At 68.4% G+C, this 23,756-nt stretch carries 17 protein-coding genes; 12 read left to right on the forward strand and 5 right to left on the reverse strand.

The genetic code is table 11. The features are described 5' to 3' along the window. Positions 1-166 precede the first annotated feature (166 nt). Complete coding sequence (locus CUJ89_RS17690; RefSeq protein WP_114178688.1) at positions 167-2,974, reverse strand: heavy metal translocating P-type ATPase; 2,808 nt, start codon at positions 2,972-2,974, stop codon at positions 167-169. Positions 2,975-3,309: 335 nt separating this feature from the next. On the opposite strand from CUJ89_RS17690, the gene CUJ89_RS17695 reads away from it, so the two are divergent. Both CUJ89_RS17695 and CUJ89_RS17700 read left to right on the forward strand, forming a co-directional pair. Beyond that, on the forward strand, positions 3,310-4,746 hold the full coding sequence (locus CUJ89_RS17695) for a DUF1254 domain-containing protein (protein WP_114178689.1): 1,437 nt from the start codon (positions 3,310-3,312) through the stop codon (positions 4,744-4,746). A gap of 148 nt (positions 4,747-4,894) precedes the next feature. Next, complete coding sequence (locus tag CUJ89_RS17700; protein ID WP_114178690.1) at positions 4,895-8,686, forward strand: DUF748 domain-containing protein; 3,792 nt, start codon at positions 4,895-4,897, stop codon at positions 8,684-8,686. Between the two features lie 57 nt (positions 8,687-8,743). On the opposite strand, the gene CUJ89_RS17705 is transcribed toward CUJ89_RS17700, so the two are convergent. Further along, positions 8,744-8,965, reverse strand: a complete 222-nt coding sequence (locus CUJ89_RS17705; protein WP_201752359.1) for a hypothetical protein — start codon at positions 8,963-8,965, stop codon at positions 8,744-8,746. Between the two features lie 251 nt (positions 8,966-9,216). Here CUJ89_RS17705 and CUJ89_RS17710 point away from each other — a divergent pair, with 251 nt between their 5' ends. After that, complete coding sequence (locus CUJ89_RS17710; protein ID WP_114178692.1) at positions 9,217-10,893, forward strand: alkaline phosphatase family protein; 1,677 nt, start codon at positions 9,217-9,219, stop codon at positions 10,891-10,893. A 73-nt stretch (positions 10,894-10,966) separates the two neighbouring features. On the opposite strand, the gene CUJ89_RS17715 is transcribed toward CUJ89_RS17710, so the two are convergent. Then, a complete protein-coding gene (locus CUJ89_RS17715) occupies positions 10,967-11,863 on the reverse strand; it encodes a LysR substrate-binding domain-containing protein (protein WP_114178693.1) in 897 nt (298 codons plus the stop codon). A 162-nt stretch (positions 11,864-12,025) separates the two neighbouring features. Between CUJ89_RS17715 and CUJ89_RS17720 the strand changes: the two genes are divergently transcribed. The 6 genes from CUJ89_RS17720 to CUJ89_RS17745 all read left to right on the forward strand — a co-directional run bounded on the left by CUJ89_RS17720 (position 12,026) and on the right by CUJ89_RS17745 (position 17,690). Then, positions 12,026-12,877, forward strand: coding sequence for an ABC transporter permease (locus tag CUJ89_RS17720; RefSeq protein WP_114178694.1), 852 nt, complete (start codon positions 12,026-12,028; stop codon positions 12,875-12,877). Positions 12,878-12,884: 7 nt separating this feature from the next. Continuing rightward, positions 12,885-13,916 (forward strand): ABC transporter ATP-binding protein, encoded by a 1,032-nt coding sequence (locus CUJ89_RS17725; protein ID WP_114178695.1) that lies wholly within the window; start codon positions 12,885-12,887, stop codon positions 13,914-13,916. 40 nt (positions 13,917-13,956) lie between these two features. After that, a complete protein-coding gene (locus CUJ89_RS17730) occupies positions 13,957-15,045 on the forward strand; it encodes an extracellular solute-binding protein (RefSeq protein ID WP_114178696.1) in 1,089 nt (362 codons plus the stop codon). Positions 15,046-15,055: 10 nt separating this feature from the next. Beyond that, positions 15,056-15,886, forward strand: coding sequence for an ABC transporter permease (locus CUJ89_RS17735; protein WP_114178697.1), 831 nt, complete (start codon positions 15,056-15,058; stop codon positions 15,884-15,886). A 70-nt stretch (positions 15,887-15,956) separates the two neighbouring features. After that, positions 15,957-16,412, forward strand: coding sequence for a TIGR00725 family protein (locus CUJ89_RS17740; protein WP_114181423.1), 456 nt, complete (start codon positions 15,957-15,959; stop codon positions 16,410-16,412). 78 nt (positions 16,413-16,490) lie between these two features. Continuing rightward, positions 16,491-17,690, forward strand: a complete 1,200-nt coding sequence (locus CUJ89_RS17745; RefSeq protein ID WP_114178698.1) for a porin — start codon at positions 16,491-16,493, stop codon at positions 17,688-17,690. 318 nt (positions 17,691-18,008) lie between these two features. Here CUJ89_RS17745 and CUJ89_RS17750 read toward each other — a convergent pair whose 3' ends face one another. Then, the gene (locus CUJ89_RS17750; RefSeq protein ID WP_114178699.1) at positions 18,009-18,818 is read right to left on the reverse strand and encodes a helix-turn-helix domain-containing protein; all 810 of its coding nucleotides are present in this window, start codon (positions 18,816-18,818) and stop codon (positions 18,009-18,011) included. A gap of 146 nt (positions 18,819-18,964) precedes the next feature. Between CUJ89_RS17750 and CUJ89_RS17755 the strand changes: the two genes are divergently transcribed. The 3 genes from CUJ89_RS17755 to CUJ89_RS17765 all read left to right on the forward strand — a co-directional run bounded on the left by CUJ89_RS17755 (position 18,965) and on the right by CUJ89_RS17765 (position 22,653). Then, positions 18,965-20,230 carry a D-amino acid dehydrogenase gene (locus CUJ89_RS17755; protein ID WP_114178700.1) on the forward strand — a complete coding sequence of 422 codons (1,266 nt, stop codon included), beginning with the start codon at positions 18,965-18,967 and terminating at the stop codon, positions 20,228-20,230. 105 nt (positions 20,231-20,335) lie between these two features. Further along, positions 20,336-21,295, forward strand: coding sequence for an NAD-dependent epimerase/dehydratase family protein (locus tag CUJ89_RS17760; RefSeq protein ID WP_114178701.1), 960 nt, complete (start codon positions 20,336-20,338; stop codon positions 21,293-21,295). A 77-nt stretch (positions 21,296-21,372) separates the two neighbouring features. Beyond that, complete coding sequence (locus tag CUJ89_RS17765) at positions 21,373-22,653, forward strand: MFS transporter (RefSeq protein ID WP_114178702.1); 1,281 nt, start codon at positions 21,373-21,375, stop codon at positions 22,651-22,653. Between the two features lie 143 nt (positions 22,654-22,796). Here CUJ89_RS17765 and CUJ89_RS17770 read toward each other — a convergent pair whose 3' ends face one another. Beyond that, positions 22,797-23,702 carry a LysR substrate-binding domain-containing protein gene (locus tag CUJ89_RS17770; protein WP_236655024.1) on the reverse strand — a complete coding sequence of 302 codons (906 nt, stop codon included), beginning with the start codon at positions 23,700-23,702 and terminating at the stop codon, positions 22,797-22,799. Positions 23,703-23,756 lie beyond the last annotated feature (54 nt).

Genomic DNA, 23,756 nt, shown 5'->3' on the forward strand with positions numbered 1-23,756 from the left:
TCCCGAGCCTTCCTGTTCGCCGAGCGCCGAGCGCCGAGCGCCGAGCGCCGAACGCCGAACGCCGAACGCCGAACGCCGAACGCCGAACGCCGAACGCCGAACGCCGAACGCCGAACGCCGAACGCCGAACGGCCATTCGGCCGTCCGGCAATCGCTACCGGCCGCATCAGCGTGCGCGGCCCTTCCATCTCCGCAGCAGCAGCGCGTTGGTCACGACGCTGACGCTGGAAAACGCCATCGCCGCGCCCGCGATCACCGGGTTCAGCCAGCCGAGCGCCGCTAGCGGCACGCCGACCAGGTTGTAGACGAACGCCCAGAACAGGTTCTGCTGGATCTTGCGGTACGTGCGTCTGGAGATGTCGATCGCGTCGGCGACGAGCGCCGGATCGCCGCGCATCAGCGTGATGCCGGCCGTGTGCATCGCGACGTCCGTGCCAGTCGCCATCGCGATCCCGACATCGGCCGCGGCGAGCGCAGGCGCATCGTTGATCCCGTCGCCGACCATCGCGACGATCCCGCCGTGCGTGCGCTTCAGTTCGGCGACGACGCGCGCCTTGTCGTCGGGCAGCACCTGCGCATGCACTTCGCCGATCCCGAGCGACGCCGCGACGGCCGCCGCGCTGCCACGGTTGTCGCCCGTCACGAGTGCGCTCACGACGCCGCGCGCCGACAGCGCCGCGATCGCATCGCGGGCGCCCGGCTTCACGGTGTCGCCGAACGCGATCAGCGCGAGCAACGCGCGCGGCGCATCGGCGCGCATCAGCCACGAGATCGTGTTGCCCGCGCGTTCGAGCTCCGCCGCGCGAGCGTCGAGCGCGGGCGGCACCGCGATGCCGAGCTCGTCGCGCCAGCGCGTGCTGCCGAGCGCGAGCAACTGCGTGCCGACGCGCGCTTCCACGCCGCGTCCGGCCACCGCGCGCGCATCGGCCGCGACAGCCGGCGGCAACGTGTCGCCGCGCGCGGCAACGTCCGCGTCGTGCGCGGCGACCACGGCGCGCGCGAGCGGATGGTCGCTCTGACGCTGCACCGCCGCCGCGAGCGCGAGTGCTTCGTCGCGCGGCACGCCGACGGCGTCGAACGCCGTCACGGACGGCTTGCCTTCGGTCAGCGTGCCGGTCTTGTCGAACGCGATCACGGTCGTGCGCTGCGCGAGTTCGAGCGCCTGCGCGTCCTTGATCAGCACGCCGTGTCGTGCCGCGACGCCCGTGCCGGCCATGATCGCGGCGGGCGTCGCGAGGCCGAGCGCGCACGGGCACGCGATGACGAGCACTGCGACTGCGTTGAGGATCGCGGTTTCCGTGCCGGCGCCGGCGATCAGCCAGCCGACCAGCGTCAGCACCGCGATGCCGAGGATCGCCGGCACGAACACCTCGCTCACGCGGTCGACGAGCCGCTGGATCGGCGCCTTCTCGGCCTGCGCGGATTCGACGAGGCGGATGATGCGCGCGAGCGTCGTCTCCGCGCCGATTGCGGTGGTTTCGACGACGAGCGCGCCTTCGCCATTGATCGAGCCGGCCGTGACGGGATCGCCGTCGTCCTTCGGCACGGGCAGGCTCTCGCCGGTGATCAGCGATTCGTCGATGTGCGAGCGGCCCGACGCGATCCGGCCGTCGACCGGCACGCGCTCGCCGGGGCGGATGCTGACGCGGGTGCCGACGCGCACCTGCGACAGCGGCACGTCGCGTTCGACGCCGTGCTCGACGACGCGCGCGCGGTCGGGGCGCAGCGCGTTCAGCGCGCGGATCGCCTCGGTGGTCTGGTGCTTCGCGCGCGATTCGAGCCATTTGCCGAAGCGCACGAGCGTGACGATGACGGCCGACGCCTCGAAATACAGGTGCCCGGGATGCGCGGGATCGCGCAGCAGCATCCACAGGCTCAGCCCGTACGCGGCCGAGGTGCCGAGCGCGACGAGCAGGTCCATGTTGCCGGCGCGCGCCTTCACCGCATGCCAGGCCGCGCGGTAGAAGCGCGCGCCGAAGCCGAACTGGACGATCGACGCGAGCACGAGCTGGAGCCAGCCGGGCAGCATCAGGTCGATGCCGAACGGCGCGACGAGCATCGGCGCGACGAGCGGCGCACTCAGCACCGCGGACCAGATCACGAGGTTGCGTTCGCGAACCGCTTCGCGGCGCTTGCGGGCATCGGGGTCCTGCGCCGGGCTGGCCGGTTGCGCGTCGGCGCTGGCGGCCGGCGCGGTGGCGAGCGACGCGCGGTAGCCGGCCGTCGTGACCGCCGCGATCAGCGTGGCGGCGTCGAGTGCGCCGGCGCCGTGCACCGACGCGCGCTCGGTCGCGAGATTGACCGCCGCACGCGCGACGCCCGGCACGGCGGCCAGCGCTTTTTCGACGCGCCCGGCGCAGGACGCGCAGGTCATGCCGCCGATGTCGAGTTCGATGCTGGCGGGCGTGGCAGGCATGGCAGCGACGGCGGCTGCATCCGGCATCGTCGGCGTCGCGCCATAGCCGGCCTGCTTCACGGCGTCCGCCAGTTGCGGCGCGGAAACGTCGGCCGAGGCGTCGATCGTGGCCCGTTCGGTCGCCAGGTTGACCGACGCGCGCGTGACGCCCGGCACCTTTGCGAGTGCCTTCTCGACGCGCGACACGCACGACGCGCAGGTCATCCCGTCGATATCGAGTTCGATCGTGGCGGCCGCCGCGGGCAGCGCCGCCGGCACGGGCGGCGTTTCGGCGCGCAGCGCGGGAGCCGCATGCGCGGTCGCGACGGCTGCGACCGGCGCTTCACGCACGGCCGCACGGTAGCCGGCTTCGCCGACCGCGTCGACGAGCTGGCCGGGCTCGACCGCTTCCTGCGCGGTCACCGTCGCCGCGTGCGCGTCGAGGTCGACCGTCGCATCGACGACGCCCGGCACGGCGGCCAGCGCGCGCTGCACGCGGCCGGTGCAGCCGCCGCAATGCATGCCGTCGACGCTCAGTTCGATCGTTTGCAGCGCTGCGGAGGCAAGTGGTTCGGTCATGTCGGATTCCCCAAAAGCGCGGTTCGTGCCGCGAATGATCCCAGTATCAACATTGCCATGATGGGAAGGTCAAGCGGCAGCGACGATACGACACACCGTCAGAATAGGGTGCCTGATCATCCTGAGCCGCCGCGACGCTGCCCGACGGCGGCGGAACTAGCGCTCGACCCGTTATTCGGCATATTGGGGGATGCCCTTAGGCGCTATGATACCGGCCTGACATCAGCGCCCACGGTCGCGAAACGGCCATCCGGGCAGGCTGGGGTGCCTTGCTTTCGCCGTGCGCGAGTCGAACAAGGTGTTAATTGAAAAGAACGATATTCGGCCAGTAATCGATGATTGAAAACCAACGAGAATCAGTTTCTCTGCGGCGCGCGTGCGCGTCGCTGGCCATTGCGGCGTTGCTTGCGGGGTGTGCGTCGCAACCGGACGCGATCCAGCGGAAAACCGGCTGGATGCGCGCGGAAGTCGCCGACTCCTATGTCTATGCGTATCCGCTCGTGCTGATGGATGTCGCGAAGGAAGCGGCGACGGGCGGCGACGGCGCGCAACCGGGGCAGGCGCCGCTCAACACGCTGCGCCACGCGCAGGCGCTGCCGCCGGTCGGCGCGGTCAATCCGCCGCTGCCGGGCGTCGACACGCTCGACTCCACCGGCTGGCTCGACGTCGCCGCCGAACCCGTGATCGTCACGCTGCCCGACACGCGCGGCCGCTACTGGGACGCGCGCGCGCTCGACATGTGGACCAACGTGCTGTGGTCGTCGTCGAGCGTGGCGGCGCGTGCTGCCCGCGGTGGCGCACGATCGCAAACGATTGCCTTCGCCGCGAAGGACTGGCAGGGCGCGCTGCCGAAGGGCGCGCTGCGCGTCGACGTGCCGTCGGGCAATGCATGGCTCGAAGTGCGGCTGCAGACGAGCGGCGGGCGCGACCTCACGAACGTGAAGAAACTGCAGCGCGCGATCCGCGTGGTGCCGCTGTCCGTTTATACGGGCGCCGCGCGCGGCGCGTCGGTCGCGGTCCATGCGGGCAGCGCGCCGTCCGAAGCGGTGGGCGGCGGCACGCCGGCCGAGCAGGTGGCCGCGCTCGACCCGAAGGCGTTCTTCGCGCGCTTCGCGCAGGCGCTGCAGGACAACCCGGCGCCGGCCGACGACGCACACGCGCAGCAGTTGCTCGGCGACATCGGCGTGTCGGCCGGCTCCCCGGTGCTGTGGACGGGCGATCGCCTTACGGCCGCGACGGCCGGCGTCGCCGAGGCGCGCGCGCGGCTCGCGGCGCCGCCGTCGAACCTGCTGAACGCGAACGGCTGGAGCTGGATCGGCGACACGGCCGGCAAGTACGGCCAGGACTACGCGCTGCGCGCGTACGCGGCCTACACGCAGTTCGGCGCAGCGACGCGCGACGACGAGACGCTCGCGGTCGTCCGCGTCGACAGCGACGGCCATTCGCTGAATGGCGCGAACCGCTACGTGCTGCATTTCGCGCCGGGCGCGTTGCCGCCGGCGCGCGCGTTCTGGACGCTCACGCCCTACACGACGAACGGTGCGCTGCCCGACCTCGGGTCGGCGCGCCGCTCGCTCGGCGATCGCGACCGGCTGCGCCGCAACCACGACGGCTCGATCGACATCGTCGTGTCGGCATCGCCGGGCGGCACGCATGCGGCCAATTGGCTGCCGGCGCCGCGCGCCGATTTCGCGCTCGCGTTGCGCCTGTACGCACCGAAGCCGCAGGCGAGCGACGGGTCGTGGATGCCGCCCGTCGTCATCCGGAAATGAACGGATGACCGGCGCTGTTGTCCGACCGACGGGCGCGGCGGCGCCCGAACCCCGTACCGTCACCTCCTGAGCCTATACTTTCGGGATAGCGTGCGCGGCCGCCCGGTTTTCCGGTGCGGCCCGGCATCCATTCCCGAGGCATTCAAGCATGGCAAGCGCAGACAAAAAAACCGTATCCTCGACCCTCCATGCCCTCGGCGGCGTTGCACGCTCGCGCCGGACCCGGCGTATCAGTATCGGCGTGCTGATCTTTCTCGTTTTGTTCGGACTGCTCGGGTTCTTCGCGGCGCCGCCGCTGATCCGCCATGTCGCCGAACAGCAACTGAGCAAGCAGCTCGACCGGCCGGCCACGATCCAGCGCATCGCACTGAACCCGTACACGCTGAATCTCGAAGCCGACGGCATCCACCTCGGCGAGCGTGGCGGCCAGGGCGACTTCGTCGACATCGCGAAGCTCGTCGTGCGGCCGTCGTGGTCGTCGCTGTTCCGCGGCGCGCCGATCGTCAACGAGGTCCGCCTCGATTCGCCGTTCTTCCACATCGTCCGCTACGATGCGCAGCGCTTCAATTTCACCGACCTGATCGAGAAGTTCTCGACGCCGTCGAAACCCGAAAGCAAGCCGACGCTGTTCTCGGTGTCGAACATCCAGGTCAACAACGGCCGCATCGATTTCGACGACCGTCTGCTGAACGAAAAGCACGTCGTCGACAACTGGACGCTCGGCATCCCGTATATCGCGACGCTGCCGTCGAAGACCGACATCTTCGTCGAGCCGAAGCTGCGCATGCGTTTCGACGGCAGCCCGATCGCGATCGACGGCAAGACCAAGCCGTTCGCGCAGTCGCGCGAGTCGGAGATCGCGCTGAAGTTCGACCGTCTCGACATGCCGAAGCTGATCTCGTACGTGCCGGCGAAGCTGCCGGTGGCCTTGACGAGCGGCCTGCTGAGCAGCGACCTCGCGGTCAATTTCGTGATGAGCGGCGATAAGCCCGCGCTGCGCGTGTCGGGCACGGTCGACCTGAACGACGCGAAGGTGACGGACCGTGCGTCCGCGCCGCTGTTCGCCGCGCGCGGCGTGCACGTCGCGGCGGCCAGCCTGGAGCCGCTGCGCAACGCGATGCACTTCGACGAGATCCGGATCGACCAGCCGGTGGTCGACCTGGCGCGCGACAAGCAGGGCGTGCTGAACGTCGAGAAGCTCGCCGCGCAGCCGGCCGCCGCACCGAAGGCCGTCGCAGACAAGCCGGCGGCGTCGGGCGCAACGGCCGCCTCCGCAGAAGCGGCAAGCGGCGCGAAGGTCGAAGCCGACGCGAAGGCGGCGCCGCCGCTCGACCTGACGATCCGTCATTTCGCGATCGACGGCGGCACGGTCAACGTCGACGACCGCGTGCCGGCAACGCCGACCGCGCTGTCGCTCACGAAGCTCGCCGCGACGCTCGACGGCTTCTCGCTGCAGGGCAAGACGCCCGCGAAATACACGCTGTCGACGTCGCTGTCGCGCGGCGGCGACGTGACCGCCGAAGGTGCGTTCAATCTCGCGGAGAAGCAGGCCGACACGAAGCTGACGGTCGCCGCGCTCGCGCTGCCGGCGTTGCAGCCGTACCTCGGCGAAGCGACGCGCGCGCGCGTGCTCGACGGCACGCTCGGCGCGATGGTCAACGCGAAGGCCGACTGGGGCAAGACGCCGCTCGCCGCGCAGGTCGCCGACAGCACGGTCAGCCTGAAGTCGCTGAAGATCGCGACGCCCGACACGAAGGCGCCCGCGATCGTGCTGCCCGATGCGAGCGCGAAGATCGCGAAAGTCGACGTCGCCGCGCGCACCGCGGAGATCGCGAGCGTCGACGTGAGCGGGCTTGCGCTCGACGTGACACGCCTGAAGGACGGCAAGATCGACCTCGCGGCGCTGGCCGAACCCGCGCAGGCGTCGGTGCCGAAACGCACGGTCGCGCGCAAGGCCGAGGCTGCCGCGCCGTCGTGGCATTACCGGATCGACGCGCTGAACGTGAAGGATTCATCCGCGAACTTCACCGACCTGTCGACGCCGCGCCCGGTGAAGCTGGCGATCAAGCCGCTGGAGCTGTCGGTGCAGAAGCTCAGCGACGACATGACGAAGCCGTTGCCGGTGCAACTGAAGGCGACGCTGAACCGCAAGGGTTCGCTGAACGTGACGGGCGACGTCACCGCGCAGCCGCTGAAGCTCGGCCTGAAGATCAACGGCGACCGCCTCGACGCGGCCGCGTTCGAGCCGTACTTCGGCAGCGCGCTGAACGCGACCATCGCGAGCGCGCTGCTCAACGCGCAGGGCAACCTGACGTTCGCGCAGGCGAAGGACGCGATGCGCGCGACCTATCGCGGCGACGTCGCGCTCGTCGACGTGCGGATGCTCGACAAGGCGACGTCCGACCCGTTCGCGGGCTGGCGCTCGCTCGCGCTGTCGAACCTGAAGGCGAACTACGACGAGAAGGGCACCGACGTCGATGCCGCGCGCGTGACGTTCTCGAACTTCTACGGCCGCGTGCTGCTCGACGCGCAAGGGCGGCTGAACCTGAAGGACGTCGTCGCGAAGGAGTCGGGCCCAGCGCAGTCGCTCACGCGTGACGCAAGCAAGGGCGAACCGGTGCCGCTGTCGCCGGGCATGACGCCGCCGGCCGCCGCATCGGCCGCGTCCGCCGCAGCCGTGCAGCAGGCGTCCGCGCCGGCCGCCGCGTCGGCGACGGCGATCGTGAAGGCCGCGCCGCCGCCGCAGCACCCGGTGCGGATGCACTTCGGCGAGCTGCTGCTGCAGAACGGCCGCGTCACGTACACGGACAACTTCATCAAGCCGAACTACACGGCGAACCTCGTCGCGATCAAGGGCACGGTCGGCGCGTTCGGCACGGATTCGACGACGTCCGCGCCGGTCGATGTCGCCGCGAACCTCGCGGGCAACGGGCCGATCTCGATCAAGGGCTCGGTGAACCCGCTGATCGAGAAGCCGGCGCTCGACCTCACGGCGACCGCACACGACATCGAGCTGACCAACCTGACGCCGTATTCGGCGAAGTACGCGGGCTATCCGATTACGAAGGGCAAGCTCAACGTCGATCTGCACTACCAGCTCGCGAACGACCAGCTGTCGGCGAACAACCACATCTTCATCGACCAGCTCACGTTCGGCGACCACGTCGACAACGACACGGCGACGAAGCTGCCGGTGAAGCTCGCGATCTCGCTGCTGAAGAACACGCGTGGCCAGATCGACGTGAACCTGCCGGTGTCCGGTTCGCTGTCGAATCCGGAGTTCAGCATCGGCGGGCTGATCTGGCACGCGGTGCTGAACCTGATCGCGAAGGCCGTCACGTCGCCGTTCACGCTCCTCGCGAATGCGTTCGGCGGGGGCGGCGAGGATCTCGGCTATGTCGAGTTCGCGCCGGGCAAGTACGAGCTGACCGATGCGCAGCAGAAGAAGCTCGATACCGTCGTGAAGATGCTGACCGAGAAGCCGTCGATCCGCCTCGACCTGATCGGCCGCGTCGATCCGGCGAAGGACACGCCGGGGCTGCGCGATGCGTATGTCGACCGGCTGGTGCGCCAGCAGAAGCTGAAGGACGTGGTCGGCCAGGGCGAGAGCGTCGATCCGATGTCGGTGAAGGTCGACCCGGCCGAATACACGAAGTACCTGACGCGCGCGTACAAGGCTGCCGACTTCAAGAAGCCGCGCAACCTGGTCGGCCTGCAGAAGACGTTGCCCGATGCGGACATGAAGCAGGCGCTGGCCGATCACGCGCCGGCCGACGACAACGCGCTGCGTGCGCTCGCGCAGCAGCGCGCGCAGGCCGTGCGCCAGTACCTCGACGGCAAGATCGATTCGAGCCGCGTGTTCGTCGTGGCGCCGAAGCTCGATGCGAAGGGCATCGAAGACAAGGGCGCGACGACCCGCGTCGACTTCGGGCTGCAGTAAGCCGTTCTGCCATCCGTTGCCGCCGCGTCCGCACAAGCCGGGCGCGGCGGCTTTTTTTCAGCGCGCGGCGATCGCCGGTTCGCGCTTGTCCAGTTCCTTCCTCGCGGCCAGCGGCAGACGCGCGTCGTCCCACTGCGTCAGCCATTCGACTTCCTTCGCCGTGAACACCTGTCCGTGGTTGCGCAACGCGTACTGCAGCGCGTCGACGACGTGATGGCGAATGATTTCGGGGGTACGTGCATCGTCCAGCACGAACCGGAGAGCTTCCAGGGTCGACATACTCGTGCTCCGGGTCAGGGAAAACCCTTTATCACACGCCAATAGTCGCGGGCCAAGCCGAAAAAAAATCCGGTCGCTTGCGCCGCCACCCTCGAGGGCACCGCATTGCGACCGCTTCATGTCACTTGCGATTGGTTACGTTTGACAGAGAACAGAAAGCCCCGCTTCATCCGTCCGCCGCACGATCCGGCGATATTTTGCGCGGCTGATGGCAAGTCATGCAGTTCAACGTCAATCGATGAGGTGGGGTGATGATTTCCAGGTTCGTGAAACAACGAAAAATGGTGGCGATGGTGGCGGGCGCGCTGGCGCTCGCAAGCGTGGGCGCGCACGCGGCGCAGCAGGACGGCAACAGCCAGGGCGAGAACGGCGGCCATGCGCGCCGCGTCGTGAAGCACGTGCTGCTGATCAGCGTCGACGGCCTGCACGAGCAGGATCTCGCGCGCTGCATCGGCGCGAACACGTGCCCGAACATCGCGGTGCTCGCGCAAAGCGGCGTGACGTACACGAATGCGTACACGCCCGGCCTGTCGGATTCGTTCCCGGGCCTCGCGGCGCTCGTGACGGGCGGCTCGCCGAAGACGGCCGGCCTGTTCTACGACGTGTCGTATGACCGCAACCTGTATGCGCCGGGCGACACGACGTGCTCGGGCAAGCAGGGCTGGAACGTCGTGTTCGACGAAACGACCGGCATCGACGCGTTCAACGGCGGCAAGCTCGTGCACCTCGACGGCGGCGGCGCGTTCAACCCGCAGGCGATCCCGCATGCGCGCGTGGGCGGCCAGTGCGTGCCGGTCTATCCGCACAACTACGTGAAGACCAATACGGTGTTCGAAGCCGTGAAGGCCGGCGTGCCGAATTCGCACACCGCGTGGGCCGACAAGCATGCATGGGGTTACGACTGGCTGAACGGTCCGTCGGGCAACGGCGTCGACGACATGATGCGCACCGAGATCAACTCGATCGACCCGGCGACGAACACCGACTACACGGACGTCTATTCGCACACCGCGCGCTTCGACAACCTGCACGTGCAGGCGCTGATCAACCAGATCGGCGGCCGCGATTCGACGGGCACGAAGAGCGCGCCGGTGCCGACGCTGTTCGGCGCTGACTTCCAGACGCTCAGCGTCGCGGAGAAGGCGCCGGTCGCGAAGGGCGGCGGGTATCTCGACGCGAACTTCACGCCGAACGGGCAGGTCGCGAACGCGATCACGTATGTCGACAATTCGATCGGTCATATCGTCGCGGCGCTGAAGCAGGCCAACCTGTACACGTCGACGGCCGTGATCGTCACGTCGAAGCACGGCCAGTCGCCGACCGATCACACGAAGCTCGTGAAGAACGGCGACACGCTGACGAAGCTGCTCGAAACGAACAACTACATCGATCCGAACGGCAACTTCGGCCAGAGCAACACGACGACGGGCAACCTGAACGACGGTTCGGGCCTGGTCGGCACGGGCTTCGTGCAGACCGACGACGTCGGCCTGATCTGGCTGCGCGACCGCAGCCAGCGCACGGCCGTCGTGCAGACGCTGAAGGCGAACCTGGGCTGCAACGCGCCGGGGATCTGCGCGGACGGTTCGCAGGCCTACATCCTGTACGGCGCGGCGCTCGCCGACCGCTTCGGCGATCCGGCCAACGGCCGCACGCCGGACATCGTCGTCCAGCCGAATCCGGGCGTGATCTACACGTCGAGCACGAAGAAGGACGAGGAGCACGGCGGCAACGCGCCGGACGACAGCCATCTCGGCCTGCTCGTGTCGTATCCGGGCATCCATCGTGCGCGCACCGTGAGCGATCTGGTCGGCACGAAGCAGGTCGCGCCGACGATCCTCGGGCTGCTCGGCGCCGATCCGCGCCTGCTGCATGCGGTGGTGGCCGAGAACACGGGCGTGCTGCCGGGGCTGGGTATCGGGCGTTGACGTAACGGGCGGCGCGGCGCCGGGCCACCGGCGGCGCTGTACCGCCCGCTTTCGCCGGCCCTGCGGGGCCGGCTCATCCGTTTGCGCATTCGTCCAGCATCCATTCCCTGAAGCGCCGCAACGCGGCACTCGTGTCCAGGCGTTCCGGCGCGTAGCACAGGTAGTGCCCCTGCGCGTCGACGTCGACGGGCGCGTCGAACGGCTCGACGAGCGCGCCGGTCGCGAGATTGTCGTCGATCAGGAAGCGCGGCACGAGCGCGAGCCCGAGCCCGGCCTGCGCGGCCTGGATCAGCACCGAGTACTGTTCGAAGCGCGGCCCGGCCAGCGCGTTCATGTGCACGGCGCGATGGCGTTCCGCCCACATGGACCACGCGATCTCCGCCTGCTCGTGCACGAGCCGCGGCGCGGATACCGCGTCGACGGGCGTGCGCAGCGCATACGTTGCGGCGAATTCGCGGGAGCAGACGGGCACGAAGGTGCGGCCGTCCAGGTAATCGCTTCGAATGCCTTCCCATGAACCGTCGCCGTAGCGGATCGCCGCGTCGAGCCCGAACGGAAACACGTCGCCGTGGGCCAGATGGCGGCGAAAGCTCAGCGTGACGCCCGGCGCGCCGGCCAGAAAGCGCGCGAGCCGCGGCACGAGCCACTTCGTCGTGAAGGTCGGCACGCTCGCGATCGTCAACAGGTCGCTGTTCTCGCGCGCGCTCAGCAATTCGATCGACGCATTGCCGATCTCGCGCAGCGGGCCGATCACGCGCGCGTGATAGACCTGTCCGGCACGCGTGAGCGCGAGGTTGCGCCCCTCGCGCACGAACAGCTTGACGCCGAACAGCGCCTCGAGATTCGCGATCTGCCGGCTGACCGCACTCGGCGTCAGGCCGAGCTCGCGGGCCGCATACGAGAAGTTCAGGTACTTCACCGAACTCGCGAACGCGTGCAGTTCCGCGACGTTCGGAAACAGGTGCTTCATGGCGAGCTATTCCTTCCACGCACAGATCGATGCGGGCGTTGTACGTTTTTTTCATGACGATGCCATGTCGCCTCCGCACACTGCGCCTGTCACGACAAGGCCTGCCGGTCGCATCCGGCGGACCTCGTGCGGCCTGTTCCGTTTCCGTCAGCGAGCCTGTCCATGCATCCGTCAACCACCCCGGCCGTCGCCGCTGGTGTTCCGATTCGTCGCAACAAATGGCCGCGCGCGACGGCGGGGCGCCTGCTGCTGCGGGCGCTCGCCGCGGCGTTCTGCCTCTACCTCGCGCTACCGATCGCGCTGCTGCTGATCGGCTCGGTCGGCGAGTCGTGGACGAATACGCTGCTGCCGACGGGTGTCACGTCTCACTGGTTCGTGGATCTCGCGACGAATCGCAGCTTCACGCGGGCATTCGGCGTGAGCCTCGTCGTCGCGCTCGCCTGCTGCGCGATCAATGCGGTGCTGGGGTTGCCGCTCGCGTACGCGTTGCATCACCGCGCACTGGCCGGCCGCGGCTTCGCGGCGCGCGTCGTGATGCTGATGCCGATCGCGGTGCCGGCGCTGACGCTCGGCTTCGGCTACATCGCGATCTTCAGCGGCGACACGCTGCCGTGGCTCGGCACGCTGCCGCTGATGATCGCCGCTCACGCCGTGCTGACGCTGCCGTATCTGCTGCAGACGCTGCTGAGCGACCTGCGCCACCTGGGCCTCGCGCATCTCGAGGCCAGCGCGGCAACGCTCGGCGCGACGCCGCTGCGCCAGTTCTTCACGATCGTGCTGCCGAACCTGCGGCACAGCCTGTTTTCCGGCCTCGTGATGGTGGCCGCGCTGTCGATCGGCGAATTCCAGATCTCGAACCTGATCGCGGGCTTCCGCTATCGCAACTATCCGATCGTGCTGCTGCAGGCGTTCTACGGCGCGTCGGGGATGGCCTGCGCGGCGACCGTCGTGCTGCTCGTCCTCGCCGTGCTCGCGACGCTGGTGTCCGTCTGCACGGTGCAACGCCTGAAGTGAATCCGCCATGAGCCTCGATTTCGAAAACGTCAGCTTTCAGTATCCGGGCGCCGGTCACGGCGTCGACGCGGTCACGCTGTCCGCAAGCCAGGGCGAGCTGCTCGCCGTGATGGGCCGCAGCGGCTCCGGCAAATCGACGCTGCTGCGGCTGGCCGCCGGGTTGCTCGACGGCTACCTCGGCCGCATCGCGATCGGCGGCGGCGACGTGGCCGGCGTCCCGGTGTGGCGGCGCGAGGTCGGGATGGTGTTCCAGCATTACGCGCTGTTCCCGAACCTGTCGGTCGTCGACAACGTCGGCTACGGGCTGAAGATGCGCGGCATGGCGGCGGCGCCGCGCCGCCGCCGCGCGCTCGAGATGCTCGAGCGCGTCGGCCTCGCGGCGCAGGCCGGCCGCAGCACGGCGATGCTGTCGGGCGGACAGCAGCAGCGCGTCGCGCTGGCTCGCGCGCTCGTGATCGAGCCGAAGCTGCTGCTGCTCGACGAGCCGCTCGCGGCGCTCGATGCCGGGATTCGTCACCAGTTGCGCGACGAGATCCGCGCGCTGCAGCGCGCATGCGGCGCGACGACGCTGCTCGTCACGCACGACCAGGACGAGGCGCTCAGCATGGCCGACCGCGTGGCGATCGTCGACGGCGGACGCGTGCTGCAGGCCGGCACCCCGCGCGACCTGTACGAGCGCCCGGCGACCGCGCAGGTCGCCCGCTTCGTCGGGCATTCGACGCTGTTGCGCGGCCGCGTGCTCGCGCACGGCGCGGTCGACGTGCGTTTCGCCACGCTGCACGCGGATACGGGCGCGCACCGGCCGGGCGACACGGTCGACGTGCTGGTCCGGCCGGAACACCTGCAGCCCGACCCTCCCGAGCATGCGGCGAACCGCATCGACGGCCGGGTCGGCGAAGTGCGCTATTTCGGCGCGACCCAGCGCTTCGACTTCGTGCCGACGGGCGCGGCCGACGCGCTGCTCGGCGAGGGGCGCGAACTCCCCGCGCGCTGCGTGTCGATCGAGCCGCGCCATCTGCTCGTGCTGCCCGCCGCGTAAGCACGGGCTACCTCATTCATTCATTCAACGGAGAATCACGATGTCTGCACGCCGCCTCTTCCTCCATGCGATGCGCCGCCGCCTGCTGGCGCTCTGCGCGTTCGCGACGCTCGCGCCGGCGCTCGCCCACGCCGCGCCGCTGTATCCCGGCGAGGACGCACTGTACGAAAAGGCCGCCGACGAAGGGCTCGTCGTATCGTTCGACACGGGCCCGGAATGGGCGAACTGGAAATCGCTGTTCGCCGAATTCCGCAAACGCTACCCGAAGGTCGAGATCACCTACAACGACATCGGCTCGGCGGCGACGGTCGTCGCGCTCGACAAGTCGCGGCGGCGCCCGCAGGCCGATACCGCGTACTACTTCGCCGCGTCGGCGCTCGATGCTACGGCCAAGGACGTGGTCGCCCCGTTCAAGCCGGTCAATTTCGACAAGCTGCCGGCCGTGTTTCGCGCCGCCGACGGCCGGTGGTTCGCCGTGCATTCGCTGAATATCGCCTTCCTCGTCAACCGGAAGCTCGTCAAGGACGTGCCGCAGCGCTGGTCCGACCTGCTGAAGCCCGAGTACCGCAACGCGGTCGTCTATCTCGATCCGCGCTCGACCGGGCAGGGGCAGGTCGCCGTGTTCGCGGCCGCCTATGCGAGCGGCGGCAGCGTCGACAATCCGAAGCCGGGCGCGGAATTCTTCGGCAAGCTGAAGAATGCGGGCAACGTGCTGCGCGTCGAAGGTACGACGCCGTACGCGAAGTTCGTCAAGGGCGAGATTCCGATCCTGATCGGCTATGAAAACGACGGACTCAAGGCCAAGTACGCGGACGGCATGGGCGATGCGGCTGAAGTCGTGATCCCGCAGGACGGCAGCGTATCGGCACCGTACGCGATGAGTCTCGTGAAGAACGGCCCGAATCCGGCCGCCGCGCAACTGTGGCTCAACCTGGTGATGAGCGATGTCGGCCAGGCGCTGTTCGCGCAGGGCTACGTGCGCCCGGTCGTGCCCGGCACGCCGGTCGCGCGGGAGGTTGCCGCGAAGCTGCCGAACGCGCCGCAGGTGCGTCCGCTCGACGTCGCGAAGGCCGCGACGCGCAAGGCCGAGGTCGACCAGCTCTGGTCGCAGGCCACGCTCGGCAAGTAAGGGGCGCACGATGCGGGTGTCCTCCATGCAGCGCGGCATCCTGCGCCGCTACGGCGCGGTGCCGGCGGCCGGGCTGTTCGCGGTGTGCTTCGTGCTGCCGCTCGCCGCGCTCGTCGGCGCTGCGTTCGACGGTGGTGGCCGAGCGTTCGCCGCGGTATTCGGCGATCCGCTCGTCGCCGACGCGATCGTGCGTTCGCTGGCGCTCGCGATCGGCGCCGGCACGCTGTCCGTCGCCGTCGGCGTGCCGGTCGCGTTCGCGCTGGCCGGGCAGTCGCCGGCGCGGCGCCGCTGGTCGCTCGCACTGCTCGGCGTGCCGCTGGCGTTCTCCGGTCTCGTGATCGCCTACGGCTTCATCCTCGTGTTCGGCCGCGCCGGTTTCGTGACGATGCTGCTTGCGTCGCTCGGCGCGGACCCGACCGTCGTCGGCGGTGCGATCTACTCGATGCCGGGGCTCGCTTTCGCGTACGCGTACTACCTGATCCCGCGCGTCGCGCTGATCCTCTATCCGGCGCTCGCGAATCTCGACCGGCGGCCGCTCGAGGCGGCGCTGACGCTCGGCGCGCGGCCGTGGCGCGCGTGGTTCGACGTCGCGTGGCGCGAGCTGTGGCCGTCGGTCGCGTCGGCGTGGTGCCTCGTGACGGCGATCGCGCTCGGCACGTACGGCACGGCGCTTGCGCTGGCCGGCACGCAGATCAACATCCTGCCGCTGCTGATGTACCTGAAGCTGTCCGACGGACAGACCGATTTCTCGCAGGCCGCCGTGCTGTCGATCGTGCTGACGGCGCTTTGCACCTGTGTTCTTGCATTGGGGGAAGGCCTTGCACGGCAACGACGTCATTGAATGGTCGGAAGCCGCGTGCGATGCGCTCGCGCGGCTCGCGGAACGGCAACGCGGCGCACGGCGGCACCGGATGCCGGTCGGCGTGATCGGGCCGCGCGACGCGACGGAACTGCAGTTGCGCATGGCCGAACGGATTGCGCACGGGCTCGCGGCGGCGGGCGTCGCGCTCGTCGGCGGCGGCAAGCAGGGCGTGATGGAGGCCGCTGCGCGGGGCGCGCATGCGGCGGGCGGGTGTGCGATCGGGCTGCTGCCCGAGGACGATGCGCAGCACGCGAATCCGTATCTGACCGTCGCGCTGCCGACCGGGCTCGGTATCACGCGCAACGCACTGATCGCGCGCGCGTCGTTATGCCTGATCGCAGTAGGCGGCGGCCTCGGCACGCTGTCCGAAATCGCGCTCGGTCTGCAGTGGGGCAAGCCGGTGTTCACGATTTGCGATGCACCGCAGGTGGCGGGCGTCGAATGCTTCGACGAAGCGGACCGGCTCGTCGCGCGTGTCGCGCAATGGCTGTCCGAATCGGCGTAGGTCGGCATCCCGCCTGACGGGATGTGTCGTATCCGGTGGTATCGGATGGTATCGATTGAATAAATAGGAATCCTCTACATGAAGAAGATCACATTCGCATTGTGCGTCGCCGGTGGCCTCTGCACCACTGCGCATGCGCAAGGCACCGTCACGCTCTACGGGATCGTCGACGCGGGGTTGGGGTACACGAGCAACCAGCGCGTCGCGACGGGCAAGGGTTCGCTCGGTTCGCCGGTCGCGTATCACGGCGCGTCGAGTTACAGCTTCGCGAGCGGGACGTGGTCCGGCAGCCGCTGGGGGCTGAAAGGCAAGGAAGACCTCGGCGACGGGCTCGCGGCCGTCTTCCAGATCGAGAACGGCTTCAACATCGGCACCGGGCAGCTCGGCCAGGGCGGCCGGATGTTCGGCCGCCAGGCGTGGCTGGGGCTGTCGAGCACGCGCTACGGCACATTGACGATGGGCCGGCAGTACGATCCGATCGTCGATTTCGTCGGCACGATCGGGCCGGGCTCGTTCCTGACCGGCATGGGTGCGCATCCGGGCGATCTCGACAACATCGACAACCAGGCGCGCGAGAACAACTCGGTCAAGTACGTGAGCCCGAAATTCGGCGGATTCACGTTCGGCGCGCTGTACGGCTTCGGCAACCAGGCGGGCAGTGCGAAAAACCAGAACACGTGGAGCGTCGGCGGCCAGTACGTGAACGGGCCGTTCGCGGTCGGCGCGGCGTACCTGTATGCGACCAATGCATTTGGCGCGAACGGCGGCGCATGGACCGGCTCGTACGACGGTACGTTCGCGTCGTCGATCAACGAAGGCTTTGCGTCGTCGAAGAGCATGCAGATCGTCGCGGCCGCGTCGACCTACCAGATCGGCGCGGTGACGCTGGGCCTGTCGTACAGCAACACGCAGTACCGGGCGGGCGCGTTCTCGACGTTCGCCGGCACGGCGACCTATAACTCGATCGGCGGCACGGCGTCGTGGCAGGTGTCGCCGGCGCTGCGTGTCGCGGCGGGCTACGACTTCACGCGCGGCAGTTCGGTCGACGGCGAAGCCGCGCCGAAGTATCACCAGCTGAACCTGGCCTCGTATTACTACCTGTCGAAGCGGACGGCGCTGTACGGCCTCGTCGGCTACCAGAAGGCGAGCGGCAAGACGCTCGATCCGTACGGCAACGTCGTCAACGCGACGGCGTCGGTCGGCGACGTCGGCAACGGCATCTCGTCCGCCGGCGACACGCAGACGCTCGTGCGGATCGGCGTGCGGCATACGTTCTGATCGCTAGGCGGAATTTTCTCCGGCGCTTTGATGCGGCCCTCGTGCGATACGGGGGCCGCTTTTTCATGCGCGGCGCGATGGCCGGCAGCGGTCACAGGAGTGATTGAATTTCGGGGCGCGCAGTACTTTGCCTCCGGCCCGGGCAAGTTGGTTTCTCCGGTGGCGGCGCGGAACCTGGCGACGTTCTGTCGAGCAACTCGACGATTGGGCGCAGACGTCGTTCCTGCCTGCGCCGAGCGCTGCGCCAACGCCGGCGCCACGCACACCGAAACGACGCGCCCGCGAAGATTCGACCACCGGCGAGTGCCAGGCAGGCCACTATCCCTGCGCCCCCAGCCGAATTTTTTCGCCGATGGCTCGCGCCGCGTGCTGCAACGGCTCCAGGCATGTGTCGAGGATCTGCCGTTCGCCGGCGAGGGGGAGTATCCATACGACGCAGAGGCAGGCAATCGCATGGTCTTGATCGAGTATCGGCACGGCCAGCGCCCCGAAGCGCTCCGGTGAGTCCTGGCTGGTGTGCGACGCGTTGCGCGTCGCGTAGCCTTGCCGGCGAACCTGCGCAATCATCCGGCTCGGTTCGTCCGCCTGCAATGCGGCCCGATCCGCTTCGTCTCGCGAGTGGCGCAGCGCGGCGAGGATCTCCTGCCGTTCCGCATCGGGGCAAAACGACAGATAACAGCGTCCGAGAGAGGATCGCAACATCGACGGGCGGGATCCGAGCACCCGCCAGTTGGCCGCGATGCTGTTGCGCGCGTGAGGGCCATCGAGACTGAGCATGGCGACGCCATCGCGCACGCCCATGTCGGTCGGCCAGGGCACACGGCGCTGCAGCGTTGCGCGTGGTTCCGATGCCAGTTCGGCAAGGCGTGCATGCCGGATGGTCGCGGGAGGCGGTGCCGAGGCTTGCGGCGCAAGTGCGTAGCGGCCGCTGTCGACGTGGTACTGAATCCATCCCGATTCACGAAGCGTTTTCAGCACGCGGGCCAGCGTTGCCTTGGGAAGCGCCGTTTGTGCCCGAAGCTCCGAAAACGTCGCGGCGCACGTGCCGTCCAGCGCAGTCAATACGTCCAGGCCGCGCTTCAGCGAATTGATCGATTTCACTCCTGAAACCTGGCTGCTTCGGAGCATGTCGGCGTCCTTTGGGTTCGCGTGGTGAAACTATACCTCGCACGCCTTTGCAGCATCCGACAGAATGCCTCGACTGCCGCCGCGACGATCGACGCCGACGAAATCGCAGGTGGCACATTCATTAAATGTGAAGAGGAGTCCGGAAGATGAATGTCGTCGTCGTCGGGGCGGGAGTCGTGGGCGTCACGACCGCCTATTTCCTGCAAGACAACGGATGCCAGGTCACGGTCGTCGACCGGCAAGCGGACCCGGCGATGGAATGCAGCCACGCCAACGGCGGCTTTCTGTCGGCCGGCCTGTCGGCACCGTGGTCCGCGCCGGGTGCGGTGGGGATGGCCTTCCGCTCGCTGTTCGACAGATCGGCGCCATTCAAGTGGCGGCCCGATTTCTCGCTGCGCCAGATCGCGTGGATGATGCGATCGCTCAAGGCGTGCCGGCCGGATCGATTCGCCGTCAACCGCGCGAGGCTGACGCGGCTCGCCATGTATTCCCACGTGTGCCGGCATGACATCGAATCCGCTGTCGGCATCGACTATCGTCGCAGCCAGGACGGTGTACTGCAGATCTACCGTGAGCCGGTGCCGCGCACGCTGGTGGACGGCCATGTCGGCTACCTCCACGCCATGGGGATCACCGGCGCGTTCCTGTCGCCCGAGCAGGTGTTCGCCATGGAGCCGGCATTGGCGCAATCGTCGCCGGGGCTTTTCGGCGCGTTGCATCTGCCCGGCGACCAGTCCGGGGATTGCCGGCGCTTCACCGGCGCGCTTGCGGCCGTCGTGCAGCGTCAGGGCGGCACGTTCCTGTGGAATACGCCGGTCGACCGCATCGAAATCGAAGCATCAGGGCGCTCGGGCACGCGCATCAAGCAGTTGATCTCGCACGACGTCGAATTGTCCGCCGATGCGGTTGTCATTGCCGCCGGCTGCGACACATCGATGCTGCTCGACCGGATCGTCCCGATGCCCGTGTATCCCGTCAAAGGCTACTCGATGACCGCCACGCTGCTCGACCCGGAGCGCGCGCCTCGACATTCGATGTTCGACTTCTCGTGCAAGACGGGGATTGCCCGCCTTGGCGACCAGATCCGGGTTTCCGGCATCGCCGAGGTCGTCGGCAACGATCATCGAATCGACCCGGCGCGATGCCGGCAACTGGCAAGCACCTTCGAAGCGATCTTCCCGAAGGCGGCGGATCTGGGCGCGCCGGCCTTCTGGACAGGATTTCGCCCCACCTTGCCCGACGGCGTGCCTTTCGTCTGCCCCACGCCGCTGGCCAACCTTTTCGTCAACGCCGGACACGGCGGCAGCGGATGGTCCACAGCGTGCGGGGCCGGCAAGCTGATGGCGGACATCGTCGTCGGCAACCGGCCCGAGCTCGATGCGATGGACTACGCATTGCGGCGGCCGGACTGATCGCGCTGCCCGGCAACATGACCGTGCCTGCATGCCGGTTCGCCTTCGCCGCGTTGCCCTGACGACATATCACGCCGGCCCATGCGCCCGGCAAGGAGAAAAACGTTGACCATCCTGATCACGGGAGCGGGCCTGATCGGCCGGCTGACTGCCGCGCAGTTGCGCGCGCAAGGGGAAACCGTCCTGCTGGCGGACATCCGGCCGGCGACGGGCGACGATGCGGGCGGCCTCCCTTTCGTCCAGGCGGACGTGACCGACTGGCCCGGCCTGTGCGATCTGATCCGGCAGCACGGCGTGCGCTCGATCGTGCATACCGCCGCGATGCTGACGCCTGCAATCCGGCGCGACCCGCTGGCCGGCGTGCGGACCAACATCATGGGGACTGTTCATGTACTGGAGGCGTCCCGGCTGTTTGCGCTGCGAAGGGTGGTGATCGCGAGTTCCACCATCGTCACGTACTCGACGTTCGGATCATTGCCGCCGACGCCGATTCCGGAGGATTTCGCCAGCCTGTCGGTCAGCGAACGGCCGGGCAGTCTCTATGCATGCACCAAGGTGGCGGGCGAGCACCTGGCGCTGGCCTATGCGCAGCAATACCAGGTGGATGCCTGCGTGCTCCGTTATGCGGCGGTATTGGGCGACGAGCCGGAAGGGGCGTCCAGCGTGCCAGGAAGGATGCTCGAATGCCTGTTGCACGCGGGCCGAAACGGCATTCCGGCCCGATACGACGATCAGTGCCTGCTCTGGGGCGGCCGCGAGGAGTTCATCGACGCGCGCGATTGCGCGGCCGCGACGGTCGCCGCACTGCGGGTAACGAACCCGACGCAGCGCGTCTACAACGTCGCCACCGGCCGTCACGTCACCTTCGACGAACTCGTCGCGATCGTGAGGCGGCACTTTCCCGCGCTGCGCGTCGAAGGCGTACCGCTTCCACGAGGCGGCTTGTCCGGTTTCGCGTTCCAGCGGCCCGCGCCGTCGGATGTCGGCGCGGCCTGGCGCGAGCTGGGCTTTCGCGCCCGCTATTCGCTCGAAGACACGGTCGCGCATCTGGTCGGCGCGGGCTGAGCCTTGCGGGAAGGGGCTATCTGCGCGACATCACGCAACACGACAAGACCGGGACGTCGATCCCGAAAGGAGGAGCCATGAATAACCGTTCTGCCAGATGGTGGGGCGTGCTTGCGTTGTTTGCAGTCGCCGCCATCTCGTACGTCGACCGTATCAATATCGCGGTGCTGGTCACCGATAGCCGCTTCCTGCAGCATTTCGGCCTGGCCGCAGAGGACCGCGTCTCCCAGGGATGGCTGGCCACGGCCTTCATGCTCGGCTACGGGTTCTCGTCATTCCTGTTGACGCCGCTTTGCGCCGCGCGCCTTGGCGTCCGTCGAAGCCTGCTGTGCGGGCTGGCCTTCTGGGGCGTGATCAACGGCGCGGCGCCGATGTTCAGTTCCTACGACATGCTGCTGGCATCCCGCGTATTGCTCGGTATCGCCGAAGGGCCGCTGTTTCCGCTGGCATCCGCCTATATCAAGACGCATTTCGACGCCGCCGAAAACGGCAAGCCGAATGCGCTCGTCAACATGGGCACCGGCGTCGGGCTCGCGATCGGTTATCCGCTGGTGGGTCACCTCGTCGCCGGTCTTCGTTGGGAAGGCTCGTTCTACGCGATCGGGCTGCTCAATGCCGTGTTGGGCATCCCGCTGGTGCTGGCGTTCGTGCACACGCGGCGAGGTACGGGGGGCGAGACGTCCATGCTGCCTGCGGCCGCCCGAACCGACAGCATGATGCGTGGCGCGCTGCGGACGGAACATCTGGCCTGCCTGACGCTACTGACTTCGGCGATGCTCGCTTATCTGTGGGGGAGCGGCAACTGGCTGCCCACCTACCTGAAGGAAGCGCGCGGCTTCTCGCTGAAGGAAATGGGGTGGCTCGCGTCGCTGCCGCAGTATGCGCTCGTGCTGGGCATGTTCCTGGGCGGGCTGCTGCTGGATCGCCTGCGTCGGGACCGGCGCCCGGTTGTGTTCATCGTCGCGAGCGCATGCGTGGCCGTTTTCACGCTGATCGCCATCAGCACGACGGCCCCCTATCTGGCCATCTGCGGATTGATTGCCGCGAATCTGTGCTGCGGGTTGTTTCTCCCGGCCATTCCGAGCACCGCGCAACGTCTCGCGCGTCAGGAGCATATCGCCGGCGCGTTCGGCATCATCAACGGCGTCGGCAGTCTCGTCGCGAGCCTCATGCCGACCCTGATGGGCGGGGTGATCGGTGCCGTCTCCGCCTCCAGCGGACGGGCCGCCGGCTTCTTCGCCGGATTCTCGCTGCTGATTGGCGCGCAGTGCGTCGTGCTGGCGTGCGGCGTGCGGCTTTGGGTCGGCGAGCGGGAAAAGTATGCGGCGCGTTCTCGCGCCGACCGAGTTCCGGGCTGAACAAGGCGGTGTGCGCTGCGCCGCCGCGAACGGCGCGGCGCGCCTGCTTCACGCGCCTGCTTCACCGCAAACAGCGTCAGGTTCATGAAGATCTTGAACGCGTAGCCGAGCGTGACAGTGCTACACCGTCCGCACCCCGCCGTTCACCCCGCCACCGGCCCGTCCAGTTCCTCGGCTCGCGCGAACAGCCAGTCGACGAACGTGCGCAGCGCGGGATCGTCGTCGTTGCGATACAGGCAATGAAACGGCGGCCCTTCCAGGTGGACTTCCGGAAACAGCGCGACGAGCCGGCCGCTCGCGAGATCGTCGCGGACCACCGCGCGCGGCGCGAGGCACACGCCGAGCCCGCTCGCGGCGGCCTTGGTCAGCAAAAAGAACTCGCGATAAAACGGCCCGCGCAGTGTCTCGGTGACGTCCGTGCCGGCCTGGTGGAACCAGTATTGCCATGCCTGCGGCAGCCCCGCGTAATGCAGCAGCGGCGCGTTGCGCAGGTCCGACGGCACGCGCGCCTGTTCGAGCACCGGATGGCCGGGCGCGCATACCGGCACCGCGACGGTCGCGAGCAGCGGGCGCGACACGAAACCCTTGCGGCGCAACTCCGGCGTATAGCGGCGGATCACGATGTCGCATGTCTCGTCGATCTGGTCGCGCTCGGCGTCGGCAGTCGCGACGAGCTGCACGTCGATGTCCGGATACGCGGCCTGGAATACGGCAAGTTGCGTCAGCAACCATCCGTGCGCGAACGACACGGACGCATTGATCCGGACCGGATGGCCGCCCACCGGCTCGAACATCTGCCCGGTCGCCTGCGCGAGCCGCCCGAGGCAACTCGCGACGTCGACGAGGTAATGCCGCGCGCGCGGCGTGAGCCGCAGCGAGCGCCCGTCGCGTTCGAACAGTTTTTGCCCGAAGAACGATTCGAGCACGCGGATCTGCTGCGCGATCGCGCTCTGGGTCACGTTCAGTTCCTCGGCGGCGAGGGTGAGGCTCTGCAGGCGGCCGGCAGCTTCGAAGCTGCGCAGCGCGTTCAGGGGCGGCAATCGGCGCATCGTGGGATCGCGAAGAAAAGCTACATGGTGGGTCAATAAATGTCGTTTGTCGCG

Origin of the sequence: Burkholderia pyrrocinia (assembly GCF_003330765.1) — a bacterium.
Classification (GTDB): Bacteria; Pseudomonadota; Gammaproteobacteria; order Burkholderiales; family Burkholderiaceae; genus Burkholderia; species Burkholderia pyrrocinia_B.